The organism is Rhodopirellula europaea 6C (genome assembly GCF_000338295.1).
GTDB classification, from domain to species: domain Bacteria; phylum Planctomycetota; class Planctomycetia; order Pirellulales; family Pirellulaceae; genus Rhodopirellula; species Rhodopirellula europaea.
Genome location: NZ_ANMO01000042.1, coordinates 1 through 20,848, shown reverse-complemented (window position 1 = coordinate 20,848; position 20,848 = coordinate 1). Strand labels below are relative to the sequence as shown.

The following is a 20,848-nucleotide window of genomic DNA, read 5'->3' as shown; positions in this document are numbered from 1 at the left end:
AAAAACGCTTGGCAACACAGCAGTTAAAAACTGCACGACCTCCAGGTGCAGGATGGTTGCTGTAATTGCCCGGTGAGGGCCTCGCCGGGCTACGGGGTTAGTTAGGCGACGAGACGATGGCTACGCGCAGCAAACAAGCTGCTCGGGTGAACCGGAGCAGCTTGGCGAGTGTTTTGAGTTGGTCGCGGGCGGCGATCAAACGCGGCGGCGTTCTTTCAAACGAACTGCCTTGCCGACGCGATCGCGGAGGAAGTAAAGCTTGGCGCGACGGGTGACACCGCTGCGTTTGACTTCGACCTTTTCGATGCGTGGGCTGTGAACAGGGAACTTACGCTCCACGCCTTCGCCAGCCACGATGCGGCGAACATGGAACATTTCCTGAGCACCTTTGCCACTGCGGCCGATCACGACGCCAGTGAAAACTTGGATCCGCTCTTTGTTGCCTTCCAAAATCTTGGAGTGCACGTCCACGGTGTCACCGATTTCGAACTGAGGAACGCTTCCCTCTTCTTTTTGGTTGGCCTTGTCGACCATGTCCATGATGGCATTGTTCATTTGAGAACCTCTTCGATGTTCAGGAGAGTTTGTTGGTTTGTTCTGGGTTGGTTTTTGAATGCTCGGGCAGCAAATCGCGGCGACGGTCAATCGTTCTCGCCCGGCTTTGTTCGGCTCGCCAAGCGGCGATGGCGGCGTGATCGCCGCTGAGCAGAACATCGGGGACGGTGTGGCCTTCGAATTCACGGGGCCGGGTGTACTGGGGGAACTCGAGCATCCGATTTCCTCGGCTGAACGAATCATCCAGGCTGCTTTGTTCATCGCCGAGCACGCCGGGCAGCAACCGGACGACAGCGTCAATGATGGTCATCGCGGCCACTTCGCCTCCGTTGAGGACAAAGTCGCCGATGCTGATCTCTTCGGGCTGGATGATGTCCAGCACGCGTTGATCAAATCCTTCGTAACGACCACACATCAACATGATACGGTCGCTGGTGGCGAGGTCTTCGGCCAACCGTTGGTCGAGCCGTCGACCTTGCGGGGTCAACAAAATCTTTCGAGCCGGGACATCGGCCATGGCGTCCACGTCCCGGACACAATTCACGGTCGGTTCGACTTGCAACAACATTCCGGGGCCGCCGCCAAAAGGACGGTCATCGACTTTGCGATGAGGGGTGTCTTCGGCCCAATCTCGGAGGTTGTGTCGCTGAATCTCAACCAAACCTCGAACAATCGCCTTGTCCAGCAAGCTTTGGGTCAGATAACCGTCAAAGATCGCTGGGAACAGGGTGACAACGTCGAATCTCACTCCGTGGTGGCTTCTGCAGCAGGAGCGTCGTCTGTCGAAGCTTCGGCGGCTGGTTCTTCCGCAGGGGCTTCTTCAGCAGGAGCTTCCGCAGCCGGTGGTGCCTTGGGAGCGGGTGCTTCTGGTGGTGGTGTGTAGTCCTTGCGACGTCCGAGACGCTCCACAGCAGCCTTTTGAGCTTCCAGGTGCGAACCATCGGTGCCGTACTTTTTGATCAGCACAGCCACTTTGTCGCTGGGTTGAGCGCCAACGCCAATCCAGTAGTCGACGCGATCGGCCTTCAATGTGGCGCGAGCATCGGTTTCGGGGCACATTGGATCGTAGGTGCCGAGTTCTTCGATCACACGACCATCACGTGGGTTGCGTTGATCCACTGCACAAACACGAAAGAAAGGACGGTGCGTACGTCCCATCTTTTTCATGCGAATTCTTACTGCCATGTCGGTCGTTTCTCCAAGGAATTGAGGTTGATTTCGGGGGCTGAAGACAGAGGGCTGTACCTGCTCTGGTCTCGGCCCACTTCATCTCACTCAGCGTTTTTTACGTTTGAGTTTTCGTTTTAGCTTTTCGCGTTCTTTGCGTTGCTGGGCCTTTTCGGCCGGGGAAAGTCGTTTTCCCGTGCTTTGTTTTGTTTTCAAGCCGCCCAAGCGGGGGTCGCCCGACATCGCGTTGGCTTGAATTTGCCGCATCATCGCCATCCGATCGCCGCCGCCCTTTCCGGACATGGCTTGCATCATCGGCTTCATCACGTCGAATTGTTTGATCAATTGCGTGATGACTGGCGATTGGACGCCGGCTCCCTTAGCAATTCGGGTGCGACGGGTCGCATCGATCAGCTTCGGGTTTTTGCGTTCGGCGGGGGTCATCGAGTTGATCGCCCCGATGATTTGTCGGAGTTGACCGCCGGCCTCTTCCGATTCCATCGCTTCTTTGAATTGGCTCATGCCGGGCATCAGCCCCATCATGCGTCCCATCAACCCAGGCTGGGCGACTTTTTGCATCATGTTTTTGAAATCGTCGAGCGAGAATTCGCCGCTGGCCATTTTGGCCTCCAGCTCTTCTCGCTCTTGTTCGTCGACGATTCGGTGGGCTTCGCGAGCCGCGGCGACCATGTCACCCATTTGCAGGATGCGGCTGGCCATGCCTTCAGGGCGGAAGGGTTCCAGAGCATCAAAGTGCTCACCCGTGCCCATGAATTTGATCGGGACGCCGGTGACTTGTTTGACCGACAGCAGTGCTCCACCGCGAGCGTCGCCGTCCAGTTTGGTCATCACGACGCCGTCCAGTTCCAAGGCGTCGTTGAACGCACCGGCACTGTTGACCGCGTCTTGACCGGTCATGCCGTCGACGACGAGGTAAACCTGGTCGGGGCCGACTTTGCGATCGATCTTCTTCAGCTCCGCCATCAGCTCAGCGTCGATCGCCAAACGTCCGGCGGTGTCCAGGATCACGACGCGATTGCCGTCACGGCGAGCCATTTCGACGCCGGCTTGGCAAACTTTGACGGGGTCTTTGTGGTCGGTTTCGGCGTGGACAGGGACGCCGAGCTGCGAACCGATCACCTTGAGTTGCTCGATGGCGGCGGGGCGTTGCAAGTCAGCCGCGACGAGAAGTGGCGTGATGTCTTGTTCTTGCAGCAGCTTGGTCAGCTTACCGCAGGTCGTCGTTTTTCCGCTCCCTTGCAGGCCACACAGCATGATGATCGTGGGACCATCGGCCTTCAAATTCAATGCGGAATCGACTGGGCCGAGCGTTTCGACCAGCTCGTCGTAGACAATTCGAACCAGTTCTTCTTGCGGCCGGAGCGACAAAAGAACGCGTTTTCCGAGGGCTTTTTCGGAAACATGCCCCATGAAGTCTTTGACGACGCTGTAGCTGACGTCAGCTTCCAGCAGCGATTGCTCCACGATCTTCAGACCGTCGCGCATATTGCCTTCCGTCAGTTTGCCTTTGCCAGACAAACTTTTGAAAGCGGATTGCAGACCGTCGGAGAGGGAATCGAACACGCGGCGGAGGGGGCGGGCGAATTGGCGGTTTTTTCAGGAAAGCCCGGCAGTTTATCCAGGATGCTGCGGTTTTGTAAATGGAGAGAACGCCGAATTCCGCGTGGAAAACGTTTTCGAGGGACCGTAGGAGGTTTGGGGGTTCGTCTGACGGAGATGCGTCGTGAATCATTCGGCGACGCGACGGCGGGCAACTGTCGTCGCTCCTCGAATGGTCGTGCGTATTGGGGTGAGTCAACAACCGTGGAGCGTTGAGAGGGGGCGGTTCAAAAACTTTGCCCCGGATGGGGGCGTCGTGGGGATGTTGTGTGGGTGCCTCGCTGACGCGTCGGGTTTCCTTTTCGACGGCCTTGGAAGGCCATCGTACGACGAGCACGAGCACGAGCACGAGCACGAGCTAGGAGCTAGGAGCTAGGAGCTAGGAGCTAGGAGCTAGGAGCTAGGAGCTAGGAGCTAGGAGCTAGGAGCTAGGAGCTAGGAGCTCCTCGTGACCTAACGTGTCACTCCGGTTGCGATCCTATGTGTGTCGCCGGGAGGTTCACTCGGCGGCGGACTCCCGCAACCGCCTTTTCACGGAAGATCAATCTCATGGCTAAGTTTTACGTTCAGTGTGGTACCCGCTCTTTGGTCGTCGACGCAATGGATGCTGATGCCGCGGCGATGCACAGTGTTGACCTTGCAATGCAGCCGCATTTGTGGATCTATGACGACGAAGGGTTGACCGATTCGGACCGGCACAGCCACGTGATGTTGGAAGCTTTGATGCACATGGCCACCGAAATTCGAGTCAGCGAGCAGGGCTTTGATCGAGTCGATGCGGCCCATTTTGGCACCCCGGACATGGTGCATCAGTGGCATCAAACGATGGTCGGCCTAGCACGATTGATGATGGCCGCCGGGCTGGCGTCGCGGCCAATGCGTCAGCTCGCGACCGCTGCGGTCGGAAAATCCGTTGGCAGCACATCCAAGGAAGCCGAATCAAAGCGTTTGCCTCGATGATTGGGCAAGTTCGACGGGCAGCGGCAAACCAATTTGTAGTTTGCAATTGTCAATTTAACTTTTTCAATGCTCAGCGTCCCAGCACTTCATTCGACTCTCCAAGAGGGTTAGGCAATGCCGTATTGCTTCACCCTCCCTTTGGGGAGTGTTGCAGTTTATCGAGGCCGCGTTTTTGGCGGGTTTCAGCATTTGAGCACCTCTCCCGAAACGAAGTTTTGGGGGAGGTCGAGCGACGCCGTGCAGGCGTACGCGAGGGAGGGGGGCGAGCATGGGAAACGGCGCGGATTGCCCTCCCCTGGAAATCTCGCGGAACGCTCGCATTCCGACCCCTCCCGCTGCACGGGCGTGGTTCTTAAGGCATTGCAATCACAGTGCTTACAAACTGCACGGCCCTCTCAAAGGGAGGGTGATAATAGATGCTTTGCAATGCAGGGCATCCATCGAGCGGAGTCGATGGGCGACATTGGTGCCGGCTGGGTTCAGCTGGCGGCTCGCTTGGCTTTTTCTCCGCACGGCGAATTGGTTTGATCGTTCTTGCCGCGTCCTTTGCGGAAACGTCCTTCGCGGCAAGCCAGGTCGACCGCGTCGTCCAGGACTTGGTTGTAGTAGTTCAGCCGAGTTTCGGCGTGATCCAGCGATCCACCGAACGATCGTTCGAGGTCCAGGTAGATCAGTGGCACTGGCAATTCGGTGACGTGAAGTCCTGCAGCGGCGGCTTCGACCCACAGCTGCAATGGCATTGCATAGCCATCGTCGGTGATCTTCAGTTCTCGCAGAGCCTCAGTCCGGTAGGCTTTGAAGCCGCAAAAGGCGTCCGTGAGCGAAAAGCCAAGCCGACGATTGATGTCCGCCGTGATTCGGCGATTGATAAACATTCTTTCCTGCGGAGGAGCGTCGTCGCCTTCGAATTCCTTCAGGTAGCGGCTTCCGGAAACAATGTCCGCGTGCCGGCCGGCGTCGATGAATTCTGGGATTCGACAGGGTTGATGCTGTCCGTCGCAGTCCAGGGTCACGACCCCTTCGAAATTGTTCTCGATCGCGTACGAGAAAACGGTTTGCAAAGCGGCGCCGTAGCCTCGGTTTTGTGGGTGATGCACGACAGCAACGGATTCTGGCAATCGACTGGCCCAGGCGTCCAAGCGTTCGCGGGTTCCGTCCGTGCTGCCGTCGTCAACAACCAGCACTTGATCGGTGAACTTCAGTACGTTCTCGAGGACTTCGTCGACGTATTGGGCTTCGTTGTAAACGGGAAGTGCGGTCAGCCAAGGTTTCATGATTCGTTTCTCTTTCGATTCTCACACGTGCCCAGCGAGTTGCCGGTGCAGCGTATTTATGTTGGCGTTTGGATCGCTTGCGGGATTGGTTTGAAAAGCATCCACATGGCGGATCGCCATGGCCAATCGTCCGAAGTCTTCCATTTCAAAATGTTGCGGGACTGCCATCTTCCGCCAGGACAGGATTGTCTTCCGGGAAGACGCCGCGAGGTCGGTGGCATGCCAGTTGACGGGTCACGGCGTGTCGATTGACATGCGTCTTTGTCCCGCCGTCTTGGCAGGTCGTTTCGATTTGCACGCGATTGTGACAGTTTTTCCTGCACTGTCCCACGATTGCAACCGATGTGCCCCGGTGAAGGCCTCACTTCAAAAAACCAAGGAAAAAATCCGAATCGCTTGGGCTAGTTGAGGTTGACGCTGCTGCTGGCCTTCGCCAAACTCCCCCGCTTCGATTGCATCCCAGTCTTTTTCTGGGTTCGGTCGTTTAACAAGTGGGAGATTCTGCCGCCGGGCGTTCTTTCAGCCGATTGTATCAGTTGGCTGGTTGCAAAGAGTTCGGGCCAGCGTGGAATCGCCATACCACCCGACACAAATGAGTCGTGACTAAATGGGAAAGAAATCCAAGCGGTATCGTGCCGCCCTCGAAAAACAGCCCAAGGAAATGCTTCCATTGGGCAAGGCCGTCGAGGTATTGAAAACATACGACGCCACGAAGTTTGACCAAACGGTCGAAGTTCACATGCGTTTGGGCGTGGATCCAAACCAGGCTGATCAAATCATTCGTGGCTCGCTCGTCCTGCCCCACGGCATTGGCAAAACCCAGCGTGTGGTTGTGTTCGCCAAAGGCGACGCTGCTAAAGCGGCTGAGGAAGCCGGAGCGGATGAAGTCGGCCAGGAAGACTTGGCTAAGAAGATCAAAGATGGCTGGACAGACTTCGATGTCTGTATCGCCGCCCCTGACATGATGGGATTGGTTGGACCTTTGGGCCGAGTTCTCGGTCCTCGTGGTTTGATGCCTAGCCCTCGTGCTGGAACTGTGACACCTGACGTCGGCAAAGTCGTCAGCGAGTACAAAGCCGGTAAGGTTGAGTTCCGAAACGACAAGGGTGGCAACGTCCACGCGATGGTCGGCAAGATGAGCTTCGAAGCAAACAAGCTGGAAGAAAACATTGCGTCGTTCGTCGATTTCATTTCGGCGATGAAGCCACAGTCCATTAAAGGCACGTACATCAAAGGCGTGGCGATCTGTGCAACGATGACCCCTAGTGTTCGCGTTGCTACCTAGCTGCACGGGTTGGCCAGGTGATTTCGATCATCAGGCCGTCCCGATCAACCAGCATCATGGCCGAAAGCGTTGGTTTTCAAATTGATGTTGGTGGATCAATGTTTTTTGGTCCAACCCCAAACGATCACATCCAACTGCGGCCAAGGTTTGGCTCTTTCGAGTGAAAAAATCCGATGAGTAAATACGTCAAAGAACTGGTGACTCGCGATCTCAAGCGTCGGCTTGAAGGCGTGGAGGATGCCGTGTTGGTCAACTGCACCGGAATGGATGCAAACACGACCAACGAGCTGCGTGGCGAACTGGGACAAAAAGACATCCAGATGATGGTTGTCAAAAACTCACTCGCCCGACGCGCCACTGAAGGCACGTCTCTCTTCCCCGCGTTCGAAGGAACGAATGGGCAAGTCGCCGTGCTCTGGGGCTCAAGCGACTTCGTCAGTCTGGTAAAGGAAGCCGTCCGGCTGGACAAGGACAAAGAGAAGTTCGAACAGTTTGTCACCACGGGCGGCGTTCTGGACGGTGAAAAGCTCGATCCAGAAGGCGTCAAAGCGGTCAGTAAATGGCCCAGTCGTGAAGAACAGATTTCTATGTTGGTTGGTCAAATCCTCGGCCCAGGTGCAACACTCAGTGCTGCAATGCTTGGTCCTGGCAAGACACTCAACAGTCAGATCAAGTCCAAGGGCGAAGGCGACGAATAATCGTCTCCGCTCAACCTGCCGGAGCCTTTGTCCTTGCCCCGGCATTTTCCCTGAACCATTTCCGAATCACCTTTTTCGTTTTTGAGGTAGTTTGACTATGTCCGATGAAGCAACCGCTGTCGCAGAATACAGCGCCGAAGCAAAAGAACTGGGCGACAAGATCGCCAACATGACCCTGAAGCAAGCCAAAGAATTGAGCGACTACCTCAAGGATGAGCATGGCATCGAGCCAGCCGCCGGCGGTGGTGCTGTGATGATGGCTGGTCCTGCCGGTGACGGTGGTGGCGCTGCTGAGGTCGAGCAAACCGAATTCGACGTCGTCTTGACCGGTTTCGGCGAGAAGAAGCTGAACGTCGTCAAGGTCGTCAAGAACATCACTGGTGCATCTTTGATGGACGCCAAGAAGATGGTCGAAGGTTGCCCAGCAACCCTGAAAGAAGCTGTCTCGAAAGAAGACGCAGAAAAGGTCAAAGCCGAAATCGAAGAAGCTGGCGGCTCGGTCGAACTCAAGTAGTTCGAAGCCGGATTGGTTCGTTCGGAAATCGGTCAAATCAGTCAATGATCGCGGATTCATATCTTTGGGTTCGCGGTCATTTTGCTGCGCGGTCAGGTGTTGGGAGTGGGGAAGAGGCTCAGGGTCACAGGACCACAGTGAGCTTCTAGCTTCTAGCTTCTAGCTTCTAGCTCGTGCTCGTGCTCGTGCTCGTGCTCGTGCTCGTTTGCCGTCATCGCCCCGTGGTGCCGTCGTAGGGAATCGCGTGGCATTGCAACGAGCCAGTAGGTCCCTCGCTCAAGCGTTTTGAAATTGCGCTAATGCAGTCGGTTTTGTTGGCCAACGGCCTTCGTCAACGTAGCCTGGGGCATCGCCCTAGGAATCGAGAATGAAGGGAAATGGGTTGGCCAACGGCCAACATCATCCCCTCCAGGGGCGATGCCCTTGGCTATGTTGAACGAGGCCGTTGGCCATTGAAGGAAAGAACGCAGCTTCAAGACTCACGCGAGTGCGGATGGTTCCACCCACCCATCATGATTTGTGGAATCGTGGTCCTCTGCCGGACTGAATTTGTTACGCGTTGCTCTGCGTTTCAGCTAGAATGTCGATCCGTTTGCAATGGCTGCTGCGCTCGCGTTGATTTGCTCTGCCGTCGTTTGCGGACACCTTGGATTTGACTTCCTGTGGATGCCGCTTCATCGATGCACGGGAGAGCTTTGCTCTTCCGGTTTCATTGGGAACGCCAGTGTTTCGGAATGTCTCCTTTGTCACACCCCACGCCCACCTCTGAACCGTCAGGAACAGCCCACCATGTTGCCACGTCGTCATTTTTTGCAGTCGCTTGCCGCCACCACAGCCGTCGCCGGACTCGCTGGTTCACGCATGTTGGCTCATGCCCACGAAGGGCATGACCACGATCACGCTCCGTTCAAAATCTCATTGGCGGAATGGTCGCTGCACCGCACGCTTCGCGATGACTCGGTTGGCATCACCAACTTGGACTTTCCGAAGGTTGCGAAGGAACAGTTTGGCATCGATGCGATCGAGTACGTCAATCAATTCTTCAAGGACAAGGCTCGCGACGAAAAGTATCTGACGGACCTGAAAGGTCGTTGCAGCGACAACGGCGTGAAGAGCTTGCTCATCATGGTCGACGGTGAAGGTCGTTTGGGCGATCCAAACAAAGAAGCTCGCGCGAAGGCGGTCGAGAACCATCATCAGTGGGTCGATGCGGCCAAGTTCCTCGGTTGTCACTCGATTCGCGTTAACGCGGCCAGCGGTGGATCGTATCTCGAGCAAATCGAGTACGCCGCGGACGGTCTCAGCCAACTCAGTGAGTACGCCGCGAAACAAGACATCAATGTCATCGTCGAAAACCACGGTGGGTTGAGCAGCAACGGTGCTTGGTTGGCAGTGGTGATGGAACGCGTCGGGATGGACAACTGCGGCACGCTGCCTGACTTTGGCAACTTCTTTATTTCCCGCGGGAAGAATGCCGACGAGTTTGACCGTTATCACGGCGTGCAAGCTTTGATGCCTTATGCAAAGGCCGTCAGTGCCAAGACGCATGACTTCGACGAAGAAGGCAACGAGAAGAACACCGACTACTTCAAGATGATGAAGATCGTCACCGACTTTGGTTACAACGGCTACGTTGGGATCGAGTACGAAGGTGGCGGGTTCAGCGAAGCCGAAGGCATCAAAGCCAGCAAGAAATTGCTCGAACGCGTTCGCGACGAAATGGCCAAGGCCTGAGTTTCATTCGCAACGATTGGAATACGAGAACCCGGCGCACCGCGTCGGGTTTTTTCATTGGGTTGAAGCGGGAAAGGAACCCAGTCGTAGGCCAGGTTCCACCTGGCGATCGTTCTTCGCCGAGCAAATTCATTCTCTCGAAGGCGTGTTGCTTGGACGCCTCGCTTGGTTCCCAAGCATCGGCTCGACTGCCATGTGGAACATGGCCTACGGGAATTGCAAAATGGACATTGAAAATTGGTAATTGTCCGGCGGTGATGTAATGCCGCTTGCCGGGACAAAGCACTTTGCAATTTGCATTGATCAATTTGCACTTTGCAATCGATTCACGACGTAGGCCAGGTTCCACCTGGCGATCGTTCTTCGCCGAGCAAATTCATTCTCTTGAAGGCGTGTTGCTTGGACGCCTCGCTTGGTTCCCAAGCATCGGCTCGACTGCCATGTGGAACATGGCCTACGGTTGCATGACCAGGCTGCCATGTGAGGCATGGCCTACGCTTGGACGATCAGTTGTTGGCCGGCGGTCAGTCGGTGGCCGCGTTTGAAATCGAGACCGGACATCTCTTTTTTGCCAGCAGGCTGCAGCCGCGCGATGATGACTTGTCCGTCACCGCATCCAATGGCCAATCCCTCGTGTTCCATCACCCGGCCCACGTTGGCTGGGTCGGCAGCAGAGATTTCAGTGTGGACTTCGCGAATCGCAACTCGCAGAGGCGGTTTGTTTTCTTTGACGGCCGCGTGGGTGAAGGCAACCGGCCAAGGCTGCATGCCTCGAACCAGGCAATCGATCTCTCGGCCCGTTGCGGACCAATCGATCTGGGCTTCGGCTTTGGACAATCGCGGAGCCTTGGAAACTTTGGCTGGGTCCTGTGGTTGGCCAAGCGTTCCGTGAGTATCGAACGACTCAATGGTTCGCAGCAACGCGATGGCTTCGAGCGTGGCGCCCATGCCGATATCGGACAAGCGAACTTCCAATTCTCCGGATGTTTCGTCGTCGCGAATCGGTGTGGTGCGTGTTGCCACGATTGGGCCGCCGTCGAGGCGTGGGGTCATGTGGATGACGGATACTCCCGTTTCGCGATCGCCAGATAGGAGAGCCCGTTGGACGGGGGCGGCACCGCGATAGGCGGGCAGCAAAGAGCCATGCAAATTGATTCCGCCCAGGCGAGCGGATTGCAGGGCATCGGGTTTGAGGATTTGGCCGTAGTCGCAAACGACCAGCAGGTCCGCGCTCAGCTCGTTGAGGCCGGCAATGGTTTCTGGGTCGTTGATGCTGGCGGGGGCATCGACGGGCAGTCCATGTGTTTCGGCCCATTCCCGGACCGGTTGCGGTGGTGGCCCACCGCGGCTTTTGACGGGAGGCAAAGGACGCACGAACACGCGAGCGATTTCATCGCCCGTGGAATCCATTTGTTGCCGGATCGCTTCGAACGATGGCACCGCGAATGGGCCGGTGCCCATCAAAACGTATCGCAGGGAATCAGCCATTTGACGTGGTTCCACCGGTGTACATGGCTTCCCATTCGGCTCGTTGCTGAGCCAGGGTGGCTTCGTCGGCGATTGAGCCGGTGCCCTGTTTGGATTCGTAATCGGTTTTGAATTCTTCCAAGTGTCCTTCCAAGTCACGGAGGCCTTCTTCGCCGATGCGGTCAAAGAACATGATGCCATCGAGGTGGTCGACCTCGTGTTGGACAACCCGTGCCATGAAACCATCGAGGACTTGGTTGATCTCGTTGCCTTGTAGGTCGAACCCACGCAACCGAACAGTCTTCGGGCGTTTGACTTGACCGTACAAACCCGGCACGCTCAGACAGCCTTCTTGAGCGGTGTCGTTGCCCTTGGGGCGATCGATTTCAGGGTTGAGGATGACCCAAGATTCGCCCTCGTCGCGTTTTCCGGTGGGGTTGGCCACGAACATGCGAATCGGCAGGTCGACTTGGTTGGCGGCCAGTCCGACGCCGTCGAACTCGTACATCAGGTCGAGCATTTCGTCGGCCATCGATTTCAACTTGGCATCCACACGCACGATGGGGCGGCTGACGTGTCGGAGTGTCGGATGCGGGAAATGAATGATCGACAACGGCATGATGAAGGCGGCAAAAAGACGAAACGGCGGATGAGTTCAATCAATCCCGCAGCTTATCAAACTTCCGGCGGATCATCACGCTCCCAACATGCCGCGGCGTGCGATCGATCCGGCAACCCAGGTCGATCGGTCCGGCATCGATCGACCACAATTGGGCAACGGTCGGCGAACGAGCAACCGGGGTAATGTTTGTCCGGCGAGGGGACTTCGCCCTGCAAAACGATTCGCCGGCGATTCGCGGCGATGGTCGGGTCGGGCACCGGAACCGCGGACAGCAGAGCCTCTGTGTACGGGTGCTTGGGATCCGCATAGAGTTCCTCCGCGGTGCCAAGCTCGGCGATTCGGCCGAGGTACATCACGCCGACTCGCGTTGCGATGTGACGAACGACGGCCAAGTCGTGGGCGATGAACAGGTACGCCACGCCGAGTCGTTGTTGCAGATCCATCATCAGGTTGATGATTTGGGCTTGGATCGAGACATCGAGGGCGGACACAGGTTCGTCGCAGAGAATCAAGTCCGGCTGCACCGCGAGGGCTCGAGCGATACCGATGCGTTGGCGTTGGCCGCCGCTGAATTCGTGTGGGTAGCGATTGAGGAATCGAGGGTTCAGTCCCACCAATTCCATCAGTCGCAGGACTTCGAGTTGGCGGTCTTTGCCGGAGGCGAGTTTGTGAACCGTCAAGGGTTCGCCGATGATGCCGCCGACTGTCATCCGTGGATTCAGGCTCGCAAAGGGATCTTGGAAAACCATTTGAACGCGGCGTCGATATGGCAACATCTCTTTGTCGGACAGTCCCGCGATCGATTTGCCATCGACCTGGACGTCGCCCGATGTTGGATGGACCAAATTGATGATCGCTCGAGCGGTGGTCGATTTCCCGCAGCCGGACTCACCAACCAAGCCCAGCGTTTCGCCTTTTGCGATGTCGAACGACACGCCGTCAACGGCGCGGATCAATCCTTGTTCAGGATTGAACAGCGATCCGCGTCGAAAGGGGAAGTGAACCTTCAGGTCGTTGACCCGCAACAGCGGTGGCTCCGCGGTTGTGCTGCCTGATCCTTCCGTCGAAGTGTGGGTGGTTTGGGCCGCGTTCATGTTGGGACCTCCACGTGGCATGCCGCGAGGTGAGGTTGCACAACGGGCAAGTTCGCGGCACCGGTTGGTTCTGCTTTCAATTGAAGCGTAGGATCCTCACGATGGCAAACTGGTTGAACAAAGTCGCATCGGGGAGAAAACGAGCAACCGAGAATGGGTTCGGACATGTCGGGTGGACCGCCGGGGATCGCGAGCAGCTTCTCGTGGCGATCGGTATCGAACCGTGGCAGTGAACCGAGCAAGCCAAGCGTGTAGGGATGTCTGGGGGAGGCGAACAAGTCGTTGACGTTTGCCTTTTCGACGATGCGTCCTGCGTACATCACCAACACGCGGTCCGCGACTCCGGCGACCACGCCCAAGTCGTGAGTGATCAGGACAATTGCCGTGCCTTTGCGTTCTTGTAGATCGGCGAGGAGGTCCATGATTTGGGCTTGGATGGTCACGTCGAGTGCGGTGGTCGGTTCATCCGCGATCAACAGTTCCGGTTCGCAGGACAACGCCATCGCAATCATCACGCGTTGTCGCATCCCGCCACTGAATTGATGTGGGTAATCGCGAAGACGTTTTTCGGGTGATGTGATGCCAACCAAACCCAACATGTCCACCGCGCGTGCGGCGGCTTCTTTCTTCGTGAGGCTCAAGTGCAACCGAGTCATTTCGGTCATTTGCTGCTCGATGGTCATCAAAGGGTTCAACGCTGTCATCGGATCTTGAAAGATCATCGAGACGTGTCGACCGCGAATGGTTTGTAGTTCACGGTCACTCATCTTCAGAAGATCGCGACCTTGGAACAGCGCCGTTCCGGAATCGACTCGCCCGGGCGGTTGCGGGATCAGTCCCATCATCGCCAAGTTGGTGACGCTCTTTCCACTGCCTGATTCTCCAACGATGGCAACAGTTTCACCTTCGCGAACATCAAAAGATATACCGCGGACGGCTTGGACCTGCCCCTCATCAGTTTTGAAGCTGACCTTGAGGTTTGAAACTTGGAGGAGCGGTTGGCTGCCCTGGCGAGGGGCGTCGGTTGCGTTTTCAGTTGCGGTCATTGAGGAGTGAGCTTGTGATCCGGGAGCTGGGGTCATCGGTTTTTCATCTTTGGATCCAATGCGTCACGCAAACCGTCGCCTAAGAAGTTCAAAGCAAACAGCGTCATGGCCAGTGCCGCACCTGGGAAAATCACAACCCACCAGAAAAGTTTGACGCTGGAGAGTGCTTCCACTCCATCGTTGAGCAACAGTCCCCAAGACACATCCGGTGGAGCAACGCCCAGTCCCAGGAACGAGAGGAAGGCTTCGAACAGCATCACCGCGGGAATGGTCAACGTCAGATAGACAATGACGATACCGAGCACGTTGGGCACCAAGTGTCGAAACACGATTCGCATCGGTGATGCACCAATCGTGCGAGCGGATTCAACAAACTGTTCTTGTCGAAGCGAGAGCACTTGTCCGCGAACGACGCGTGACATCGTCAGCCAATAGATCGCACCGATGATGATGTAGAAGATCATGATTTGATCGATGCCATAGCTTTCCAGCCAAGCCTTCACGCTCTCTTCGCCCAGGAACGTGACCAAGTAGATCACCACGAAAATGAATGGGATCGAGTAAAGCATGTCGACGATCCGCATCATTGCCGCGTCGATCCAGCCGCCGAAGTAGCCGGCGATCGCGCCGTAGCTGACACCGATCATTAAACTCACCAAGGTCGCCACCAAGCCGACGACCAAGGAAACACGAGCGCCCCAGAAGACTCGCGCGAGCAGGTCGCGACCGAGTTTGTCGGTTCCGAAGATGGAAGGGATCGCGTAGTCGCCAAAGATCGCGACGCGAATTTGAACCATCTTGAACGAGACGCTGCCGAGTTGATTCCAAAGTTGATTGAAAGGGTGCTCGACTCGGATTCGGTCTTGGATCGACTCGAATTGCTCGGCTTGTTTGAGCGGGTCATTGATCGCCAAGGCCTCGGCAGTTTCTGCGGCGATCTCGGCTTCAAAGAGTGCCAATTGGCTGGTCAATTTCCCGTCGGCGAATTTCAATCCTTCGCGTGAACCCATCGTGATCGGTTCAAACGATGGCGATAGAAAACGCCGGTTGTTGAGGTCCTTGTCGAGCGGGCTTTGCAGCGGCAGCATCGGCGTGAGAAAGGCAACCAAGCCAAGGCCGATCAAGAAGATCAGTGAGGCCATGGCGGGGCGGTTGCGACGCAGTCGCCGCCATGCATCTTTCCAGAGTGAGACACCACGAATTTTGTGGGATTCCTCCAGCAGTTTCGCGAGAGCCTCTTCGTTTTTGCGTGAATCGGGAAGGTTCATTCCAGTTCGACTCGCGGGTCAATGACAGCGTAGGCCAAGTCAACGATGGTGTTCATCACGAACAGCAGCACGGTGTAGGTCAGCACCATGCCCGTTGCCAGCGTCGTGTCGCGCTGGGTGGCGGCATAGATGAAGTGGCTGCCCATGCCGGGCAACGCAAAGATTTTTTCGAGGACCAACGACCCGGTCAGGACACCCGCCGTGGCGGGACCGAGGTAGCTGACGACGGGAAGCAATGCACCGGGCAGCACGTGTTTGATGATCACGGTGCGTTTGGGCAGTCCCTTTGCGAACGCGGTGCGAACATGTTCGCGGCTGAGTGATTCCAGCATTCCGGCTCGGGTCAAACGAGCGATGTAAGCAGCGACAGGAAGCCCCAAGCAAATCGCCGGCAGCGCGACTTGTCGAAGCGTTCCCCAGCCCGCCGCAGGGAACAACGGAATCAAGAACACAAACAAAAGGATCGCGATCGATGCCAAGACAAAGTTTGGAATCGCGATGCCCAGCACCGCTGTTGCCATCATCGCGACATCGGCCACAGTGCCTCTGTAAACGGCCGAGATGACTCCCGCCGAGACACCCAAGATGATTGCGAAGACCAAGGCAAAGATGGCCAGTGATGCGGAGACCGGAAAGCCTTCCGCGATGACTTGGTTGACGCTGTAGTCTTCCAGTTTGATCGACCAGCTAAGATCACCGCGGCTGAGGATGCCCCACATGTAATCCCAGTATTGCTGCAGCGGCGGTGCATCGAGGTTGTACCGAGCCCGCATCTGTTGCTCGATCGCGGGAGGCATCGCACGCTCGGCGCTGAAGGGGCTGCCCGGTGCGGCTCGCATCAGCACAAACGAAACGGTGTAAACCGCCCAAAGCGTGATGGCCATCCAGCCGAGGCGTCGGATGAGGAATCCGAGCAAGTCTTTCATGGCGTGGGTTCCAATCGAATCGTTTGAAACGGGTGCGTGTCTTGCGGTGTCGGTAGCAAGCCGGAGACGTTGGGTTTGATGATGTTCAACCCAACGTAGTAATAAATGGGAATCGCGGGCAACTCGTCAGCCCAGATCGCTTCGGCTTCCCTCAGCAGTTCCATGCGTTTGACTTTGTCGGACTCAGACGCCGCTTGGGAAAGCAGTTCGTCGTAGCGTGGGTTTTTCCAGGCGGTGTTATTCTGCGGGCTCTTGCTGAGGAACAGGTCCAAAAACGTGTTTGGGTCCGGGTAGTCAGCGTTCCAGGCGGCTCGCGAAATGTCGTACTTTTGTTGTTGGCGTTTGTCGAGGAAGCTGCCCCATTCCATGTTTTGCAGATCCGCTTTGATGTTGAGGTTGTTCTGCCACTGTTGCTGGATCACTTCCGCGATTGCCCGGTGGCTTTCGCTTGTGTTGTAGAGGATCGTGAACTTCGGAAAGCCTCGTCCGCCGGGATAGCCTGCTTCGGTGAGCAGTCGTTTGGCTTCTTCGAGTGATCCACGGTTGCCTTGCGCCGGCGTGTAGCCGGCGATCCCAGGCGGCACCAAAGCAAAGGCGGGTTGCTGGCCCGCCTTGGTGACTTCACGGACGATCTGTTCACGATTGATCGCCATCGACAGAGCCTTGCGAACTCGCACGTCATCCAGTGGCGGACGTTTGGTGTTCAGTTCGTAGTAGTACACCGAGAGGTACGGAGCGGCGTGGTAATCTTCTCGTTTCTTGAGTTCTTCGATTAGGGTGACGGGTGGGTCGGTGACCCAATCCAGCTCACCGGTTTCGTACATGTTGAGAGCAGTGTTTTGACTCTCGATGGAAAGAGCATCGATCGATTCGATTTCAACTGTGTCGGCGTCGTACCAACGCTCGTCTTTGACCAAACGAACTCGATCACGCAGTTTTCGCAACCCGATTTTGTAGGGACCGCATGTGACGATGTTCTCAGGCCGCGTCCACATCGGTTTGCCGTGTTCTTCGATGCAGTGTCGAGGCACTGGGAACAAGGGGTAGTAAGCGGTCAGGTAGGGGAAGTACGGAAGAGGATCACGCAGATGCACGATCAGCGTGGTTGGATCAGGGGCTTCGACGCCGCCAAGTTGATCAAAGGCGACCAGCACATTGTGGGCTCGTTGAGTGTCTTCTTTCGCCAGCGGCGTTTGCAGATTCTTTGTGTAGGTGACCGTTTTGGTGACGTCGTCCCAAAGGATCTCGTCGCCGTCCCTGCGGGCCAAGTCAACGGTGTACAACCATTCGGATTGCCAATCTGCAGTGGCCTTCGATTTTTCCTCTTTGGTCGCGTCTTCCGGGACGTTGGGTTTGGGCGGTTTGTCCAAAGCCTTCAGCGTGCCGTGAACGATCGTGCCACGGGGGAACGTCTGAGGTGCCGGCTCGCTGTCGATTGTCTCGCCAGGTCGATCCCACAATTCGACTTCGACCTTGTCGCCTGGTTTGACTTCGCCGGTCGCGTAGGCTTCGGCGTTTTGAACGCCAAAGAGCTGAAAGTTGTATTCGCAAGCGGTTTCCGGATGCAGCATTCGCGTCCATGACCAGACGAAGTCAGCCGAGGTGATTGGCACACCGTCGCTCCAGGTGACATCGTCCCGCAATTGGAACGTGTACGTCATGTTGTCGGGCGAGACTTCGTAAGACTCCGCGATGCCCGGCTGAGGCGTCATCGGCTGGACGCCGGTTTCCGGATCGGGGTCGCCTTCGGGCAACTCTTCGAGCAATCCGGTGAAGATGTTGAACAGGATCCGGCTCTCGGGTTGGCCGGTCGCTCGGTGTGGATCGAGCGTTTTGGGGTCGGTGCCGTTCTGAAAGCTGAATTCAGCCGGCGGCATCTCATCAAATCGAGACGCCCAGATCAGGGACACCATCACCACGATGGCGGCCAGGATCAAAAACGCTCGACGAAGTTCCAAAGGCATGGCGGCATATCAGGAAGGAGGGAAACAGGGCGTCCGCATCATGTTCCGTCTGCAATCGATTCCGGTGGTGGTCATCCATCAGGAAAACACCCGGCGGGCGCCGGGCTGACTGGATGATGACCTATTGAACAAGCATTTGCTGTTCTATCGCAATACCGCCGCCACGGCGTTGCACAACCATTCCATCTTCGATTCGTTCATTCCGGCGACGTTAATTCGGCCGCTGCCGACCAGGTACACGCCATGTTCGCTTCGCAGTTGGTCGACCTGCATCGGTGACAAACCACTGAAGGAGAACATGCCTTTCTGGTCCAACAAGAACGAGAAGTCTTGGTCGACTCCCGTCGCGGCCATTCCATCAACAAATTGTTTTCGCAGCGAAGCAATCCGGGTTCGCATTTCGGCGAGCTCTTCGTGCCACATTTGGGTCAGTCCCTCGTCGGCCAACACGGTGGCCACGATCGCGCCGCCGTGCCGTGGCGGGTTGCTGTAGTTGGCCCGGACGACTCGTTTGAGTTGGCTGAGAGCGGCCTTGGTCGTTTCGGCTGATCCGGACACCAAGCAAGCCGTTCCGACTCGTTCACTGTACAGTCCAAAGTTTTTGCTGAATGACGAGCAGACGATGGCTTCGTCCATTTGTCGCAGAATCGTGCGCACACCGATGGCGTCTTCGTCCAGGCCTTCGCCGAACCCTTGGTAGGCAAAGTCCAGCAATGGGATCAGTTTCTTTTCCGAGACCACGCTGGCAATTTGCTCCCACTGCTCCGGTGTCGGGTCGACTCCGGTTGGGTTGTGGCAACATGCGTGCAGCAGAACCGCGTCGCCGGCCTTGGGTTTGGTCTTCAGGTCTTCGATGAGGGCGTCGAAGTCCAGAGTCTTTTTGTCAGACGCCAGGTAGGAATACGTTTCGACGGGCAGTCCGGCCGCCGCCATGATCGCGTTGTGGTTGGCCCAGGTTGGCGTCGGCAAGAAAATTCGCAGCGGTCCGCACTGGGTGGCCAGGAATTCTGCCGCCACACGGAGGGCTCCCGTTCCGCCCGGCGTCTGAACCGCGGCCACTCGCTCGGCAGCAATCTGGTCAGCAAAAATCAATTGGCAGGCTGCTTCGCGGTAGTCCGGCAGGCCGTCGATCGAGAGGTAACCCTTGGTCGATTCGGTATCCAACAGCCGTTTTTCGGCTTCTTTGACGCAGCGAAGCACGGGAGTGGTGCCAGAAGCGTCTTGGTAAACGCCCACGGACAGATTCATTTTGGTTTCGCGTTCATCGGCTTTGAACGCTTCGGTCAGTCCCAAAATGGCGTCGGGCGGGGCAACGGAGATGGAGTCGAATCGGTGCACTGGGAAACCGAAATCTGCTTGGAGGGGAGGGAGTCAGCGTCACATTGGGCCGACGGAGCCACGAGAATAACTACCAAGCCGGATTTCGCCTACACGCGGAAAAGTGTCGAGTCATCGTGGCCGGGCATCTGTCCCCAGTCGGCTTTCTGCACTCTATGCTACGCCCATGCTCGTTACACCTGAATCTAATCAAGCCAACCGCCGCTGGGCCATTGGCATTTCTGTCGCCTTGGCCTTGCTGATCGCCGGTTTCGCAACGGTTCGACCATGGGCTCTTTTCGCGTTGCCGCTGGCGTGGGCCGTTCATTGGTGGATGCGGCGGGGAACGACGCGTCGATTAAAAGTCATGGCGTCGCCCTTCCCTGACGTTTGGGAAGCCGCTTTGCAAACGCACGTCGTGTACTACCGCATGCTCGACGAGGAACAGCGGGAGGGTTTCCGCAACCGCATGAAGATTTTCCTGGACGAGATTGCGGTGACTGGGATTCGAACGGAAGTCGATGAAACGACGCGAGCTCTGGTCGGTGCCAGTGCCGTCATCCCAACCATGGGGCTGGACGACTTTGAGTATTCCGGGTTGGGGGAAGTGTTGATCTACCCGGGGTCGTTTGGTGCGGATTATCAAACCGAAGGTGAAGGCGACAAGAACACGTTGGGGATGATCGGCGTGAATCATCTGAGCGGCGTGATGATTTTGTCCAAGCCATCGTTGCTGGCTGGTTTTTCCAATCCGAGTGACAAACGCAATGTCGGCATTCATGAGTTCGCTCACTTGGTCGATAAAGCGGACGGCGAGGTCGATGGGATCCCTGCGTCGGCTTCCGCGGAAGTGACCGAGCCTTGGGTGAAGTGGGTGGGGCAAGAGTTGCAGTCGGAAGGAACGCGGGCAGGGATCGACGACTACGCGTACACGAACGAGGCGGAGTACTTTGCCGTGTTGTCGGAGTACTTCTTCGAAAAGCCGGCGCAGCTGCAAGCGAAGAATCCAAAGCTCTATGCAATGCTTCGAAAGATGTATCACCAAGATCCGAAACGTTTGTTTCGAGGCCGTCGCAAACGTCGCGGGAAAGTTCGTCGCAATGATCCATGCCCCTGCGGCAGCGGCGATAAGTTCAAACACTGCTGCCGCCGAAAAACCATGCGAGGCATGCCCGCCAAACCGTAGGCCAGGTTCTACCTGGCGATCGTTCTTCGTCGACAGGCACCGCACTCGCAAGGGCATTCAAGGACGCCTCGCTTTGTTCCAAAGCATCGGCTTGGATGCCATGTGGAACATGGCCTACGCGGGGCGATTGCAAATTACAAAATGGACATTG

Annotated in this window: 19 protein-coding genes; 6 read left to right on the top strand and 13 right to left on the bottom strand. The window is 56.8% G+C overall.

Features of this window, described 5'->3' with window-relative positions; genetic code table 11:
• Window positions 1-195: 195 nt before the first annotated feature.
• The 4 genes from rplS to ffh all read right to left on the bottom strand — a co-directional run bounded on the left by rplS (window position 196) and on the right by ffh (window position 3,306).
• Entirely contained in the window at window positions 196-555 is a 360-nt protein-coding gene (rplS, locus tag RE6C_RS03960; RefSeq protein ID WP_008654069.1) for a 50S ribosomal protein L19, read from the bottom strand.
• Between the two features lie 19 nt (window positions 556-574).
• Complete coding sequence (gene trmD, locus RE6C_RS03955; protein ID WP_008654067.1) at window positions 575-1,303, bottom strand: tRNA (guanosine(37)-N1)-methyltransferase TrmD; 729 nt, start codon at window positions 1,301-1,303, stop codon at window positions 575-577.
• On the bottom strand, window positions 1,300-1,722 hold the full coding sequence (gene rpsP / locus RE6C_RS33220; RefSeq protein WP_315852341.1) for a 30S ribosomal protein S16: 423 nt from the start codon (window positions 1,720-1,722) through the stop codon (window positions 1,300-1,302). Before rpsP ends, trmD begins: the two co-directional genes overlap by 4 nt.
• 108 nt (window positions 1,723-1,830) lie before the next feature.
• Window positions 1,831-3,306, bottom strand: coding sequence for a signal recognition particle protein (gene ffh, locus RE6C_RS03945; protein WP_008654064.1), 1,476 nt, complete (start codon window positions 3,304-3,306; stop codon window positions 1,831-1,833).
• 585 nt (window positions 3,307-3,891) lie between these two features.
• On the opposite strand from ffh, the gene RE6C_RS03935 reads away from it, so the two are divergent.
• Window positions 3,892-4,302, top strand: coding sequence for a hypothetical protein (locus RE6C_RS03935; protein ID WP_039961138.1), 411 nt, complete (start codon window positions 3,892-3,894; stop codon window positions 4,300-4,302).
• Between the two features lie 479 nt (window positions 4,303-4,781).
• On the opposite strand, the gene RE6C_RS03930 is transcribed toward RE6C_RS03935, so the two are convergent.
• Window positions 4,782-5,576, bottom strand: coding sequence for a glycosyltransferase family 2 protein (locus RE6C_RS03930; RefSeq protein WP_008654060.1), 795 nt, complete (start codon window positions 5,574-5,576; stop codon window positions 4,782-4,784).
• Window positions 5,577-6,183: 607 nt separating this feature from the next.
• Between RE6C_RS03930 and rplA the strand changes: the two genes are divergently transcribed.
• The 4 genes from rplA to RE6C_RS03895 all read left to right on the top strand — a co-directional run bounded on the left by rplA (window position 6,184) and on the right by RE6C_RS03895 (window position 9,807).
• Window positions 6,184-6,861 carry a 50S ribosomal protein L1 gene (gene rplA, locus RE6C_RS03915; RefSeq protein ID WP_008654054.1) on the top strand — a complete coding sequence of 226 codons (678 nt, stop codon included), beginning with the start codon at window positions 6,184-6,186 and terminating at the stop codon, window positions 6,859-6,861.
• Window positions 6,862-7,034: 173 nt separating this feature from the next.
• Window positions 7,035-7,559, top strand: coding sequence for a 50S ribosomal protein L10 (gene rplJ, locus RE6C_RS03910; RefSeq protein ID WP_007324458.1), 525 nt, complete (start codon window positions 7,035-7,037; stop codon window positions 7,557-7,559).
• A 97-nt stretch (window positions 7,560-7,656) separates the two neighbouring features.
• Complete coding sequence (gene rplL / locus RE6C_RS03905) at window positions 7,657-8,073, top strand: 50S ribosomal protein L7/L12 (protein WP_007324459.1); 417 nt, start codon at window positions 7,657-7,659, stop codon at window positions 8,071-8,073.
• Window positions 8,074-8,862: 789 nt separating this feature from the next.
• Window positions 8,863-9,807, top strand: coding sequence for a TIM barrel protein (locus tag RE6C_RS03895; RefSeq protein ID WP_039961140.1), 945 nt, complete (start codon window positions 8,863-8,865; stop codon window positions 9,805-9,807).
• Window positions 9,808-10,299: 492 nt separating this feature from the next.
• Here the strand turns inward: RE6C_RS03895 and RE6C_RS03885 are convergent, their stop codons facing one another.
• From RE6C_RS03885 to RE6C_RS03845, 8 genes are all read right to left on the bottom strand, one after another.
• Complete coding sequence (locus RE6C_RS03885; protein ID WP_008654051.1) at window positions 10,300-11,310, bottom strand: methionyl-tRNA formyltransferase; 1,011 nt, start codon at window positions 11,308-11,310, stop codon at window positions 10,300-10,302.
• A complete protein-coding gene (gene def / locus RE6C_RS03880; RefSeq protein WP_007324462.1) occupies window positions 11,288-11,893 on the bottom strand; it encodes a peptide deformylase in 606 nt (201 codons plus the stop codon). The genes RE6C_RS03885 and def overlap by 23 nt, the downstream gene beginning before the upstream one ends.
• Window positions 11,894-11,949: 56 nt before the next feature.
• Window positions 11,950-12,990 carry an ABC transporter ATP-binding protein gene (locus tag RE6C_RS03875; protein ID WP_008654049.1) on the bottom strand — a complete coding sequence of 347 codons (1,041 nt, stop codon included), beginning with the start codon at window positions 12,988-12,990 and terminating at the stop codon, window positions 11,950-11,952.
• The gene (locus tag RE6C_RS03870) at window positions 12,987-14,036 is read right to left on the bottom strand and encodes an ABC transporter ATP-binding protein (RefSeq protein ID WP_008654048.1); all 1,050 of its coding nucleotides are present in this window, start codon (window positions 14,034-14,036) and stop codon (window positions 12,987-12,989) included. The genes RE6C_RS03875 and RE6C_RS03870 overlap by 4 nt, the downstream gene beginning before the upstream one ends.
• Before the next feature lie 32 nt (window positions 14,037-14,068).
• Complete coding sequence (locus RE6C_RS03865; RefSeq protein ID WP_008654046.1) at window positions 14,069-15,304, bottom strand: ABC transporter permease; 1,236 nt, start codon at window positions 15,302-15,304, stop codon at window positions 14,069-14,071.
• Complete coding sequence (locus tag RE6C_RS03860) at window positions 15,301-16,230, bottom strand: ABC transporter permease (protein ID WP_008654045.1); 930 nt, start codon at window positions 16,228-16,230, stop codon at window positions 15,301-15,303. The genes RE6C_RS03865 and RE6C_RS03860 overlap by 4 nt, the downstream gene beginning before the upstream one ends.
• Complete coding sequence (locus tag RE6C_RS03855) at window positions 16,227-18,194, bottom strand: peptide ABC transporter substrate-binding protein (protein ID WP_008654043.1); 1,968 nt, start codon at window positions 18,192-18,194, stop codon at window positions 16,227-16,229. The genes RE6C_RS03860 and RE6C_RS03855 overlap by 4 nt, the downstream gene beginning before the upstream one ends.
• Window positions 18,195-18,338: 144 nt before the next feature.
• Entirely contained in the window at window positions 18,339-19,532 is a 1,194-nt protein-coding gene (locus RE6C_RS03845; protein ID WP_008654039.1) for an amino acid aminotransferase, read from the bottom strand.
• Window positions 19,533-19,698: 166 nt separating this feature from the next.
• On the opposite strand from RE6C_RS03845, the gene RE6C_RS03840 reads away from it, so the two are divergent.
• On the top strand, window positions 19,699-20,697 hold the full coding sequence (locus RE6C_RS03840; RefSeq protein ID WP_008654038.1) for a zinc-dependent peptidase: 999 nt from the start codon (window positions 19,699-19,701) through the stop codon (window positions 20,695-20,697).
• Window positions 20,698-20,848: the final 151 nt, after the last annotated feature.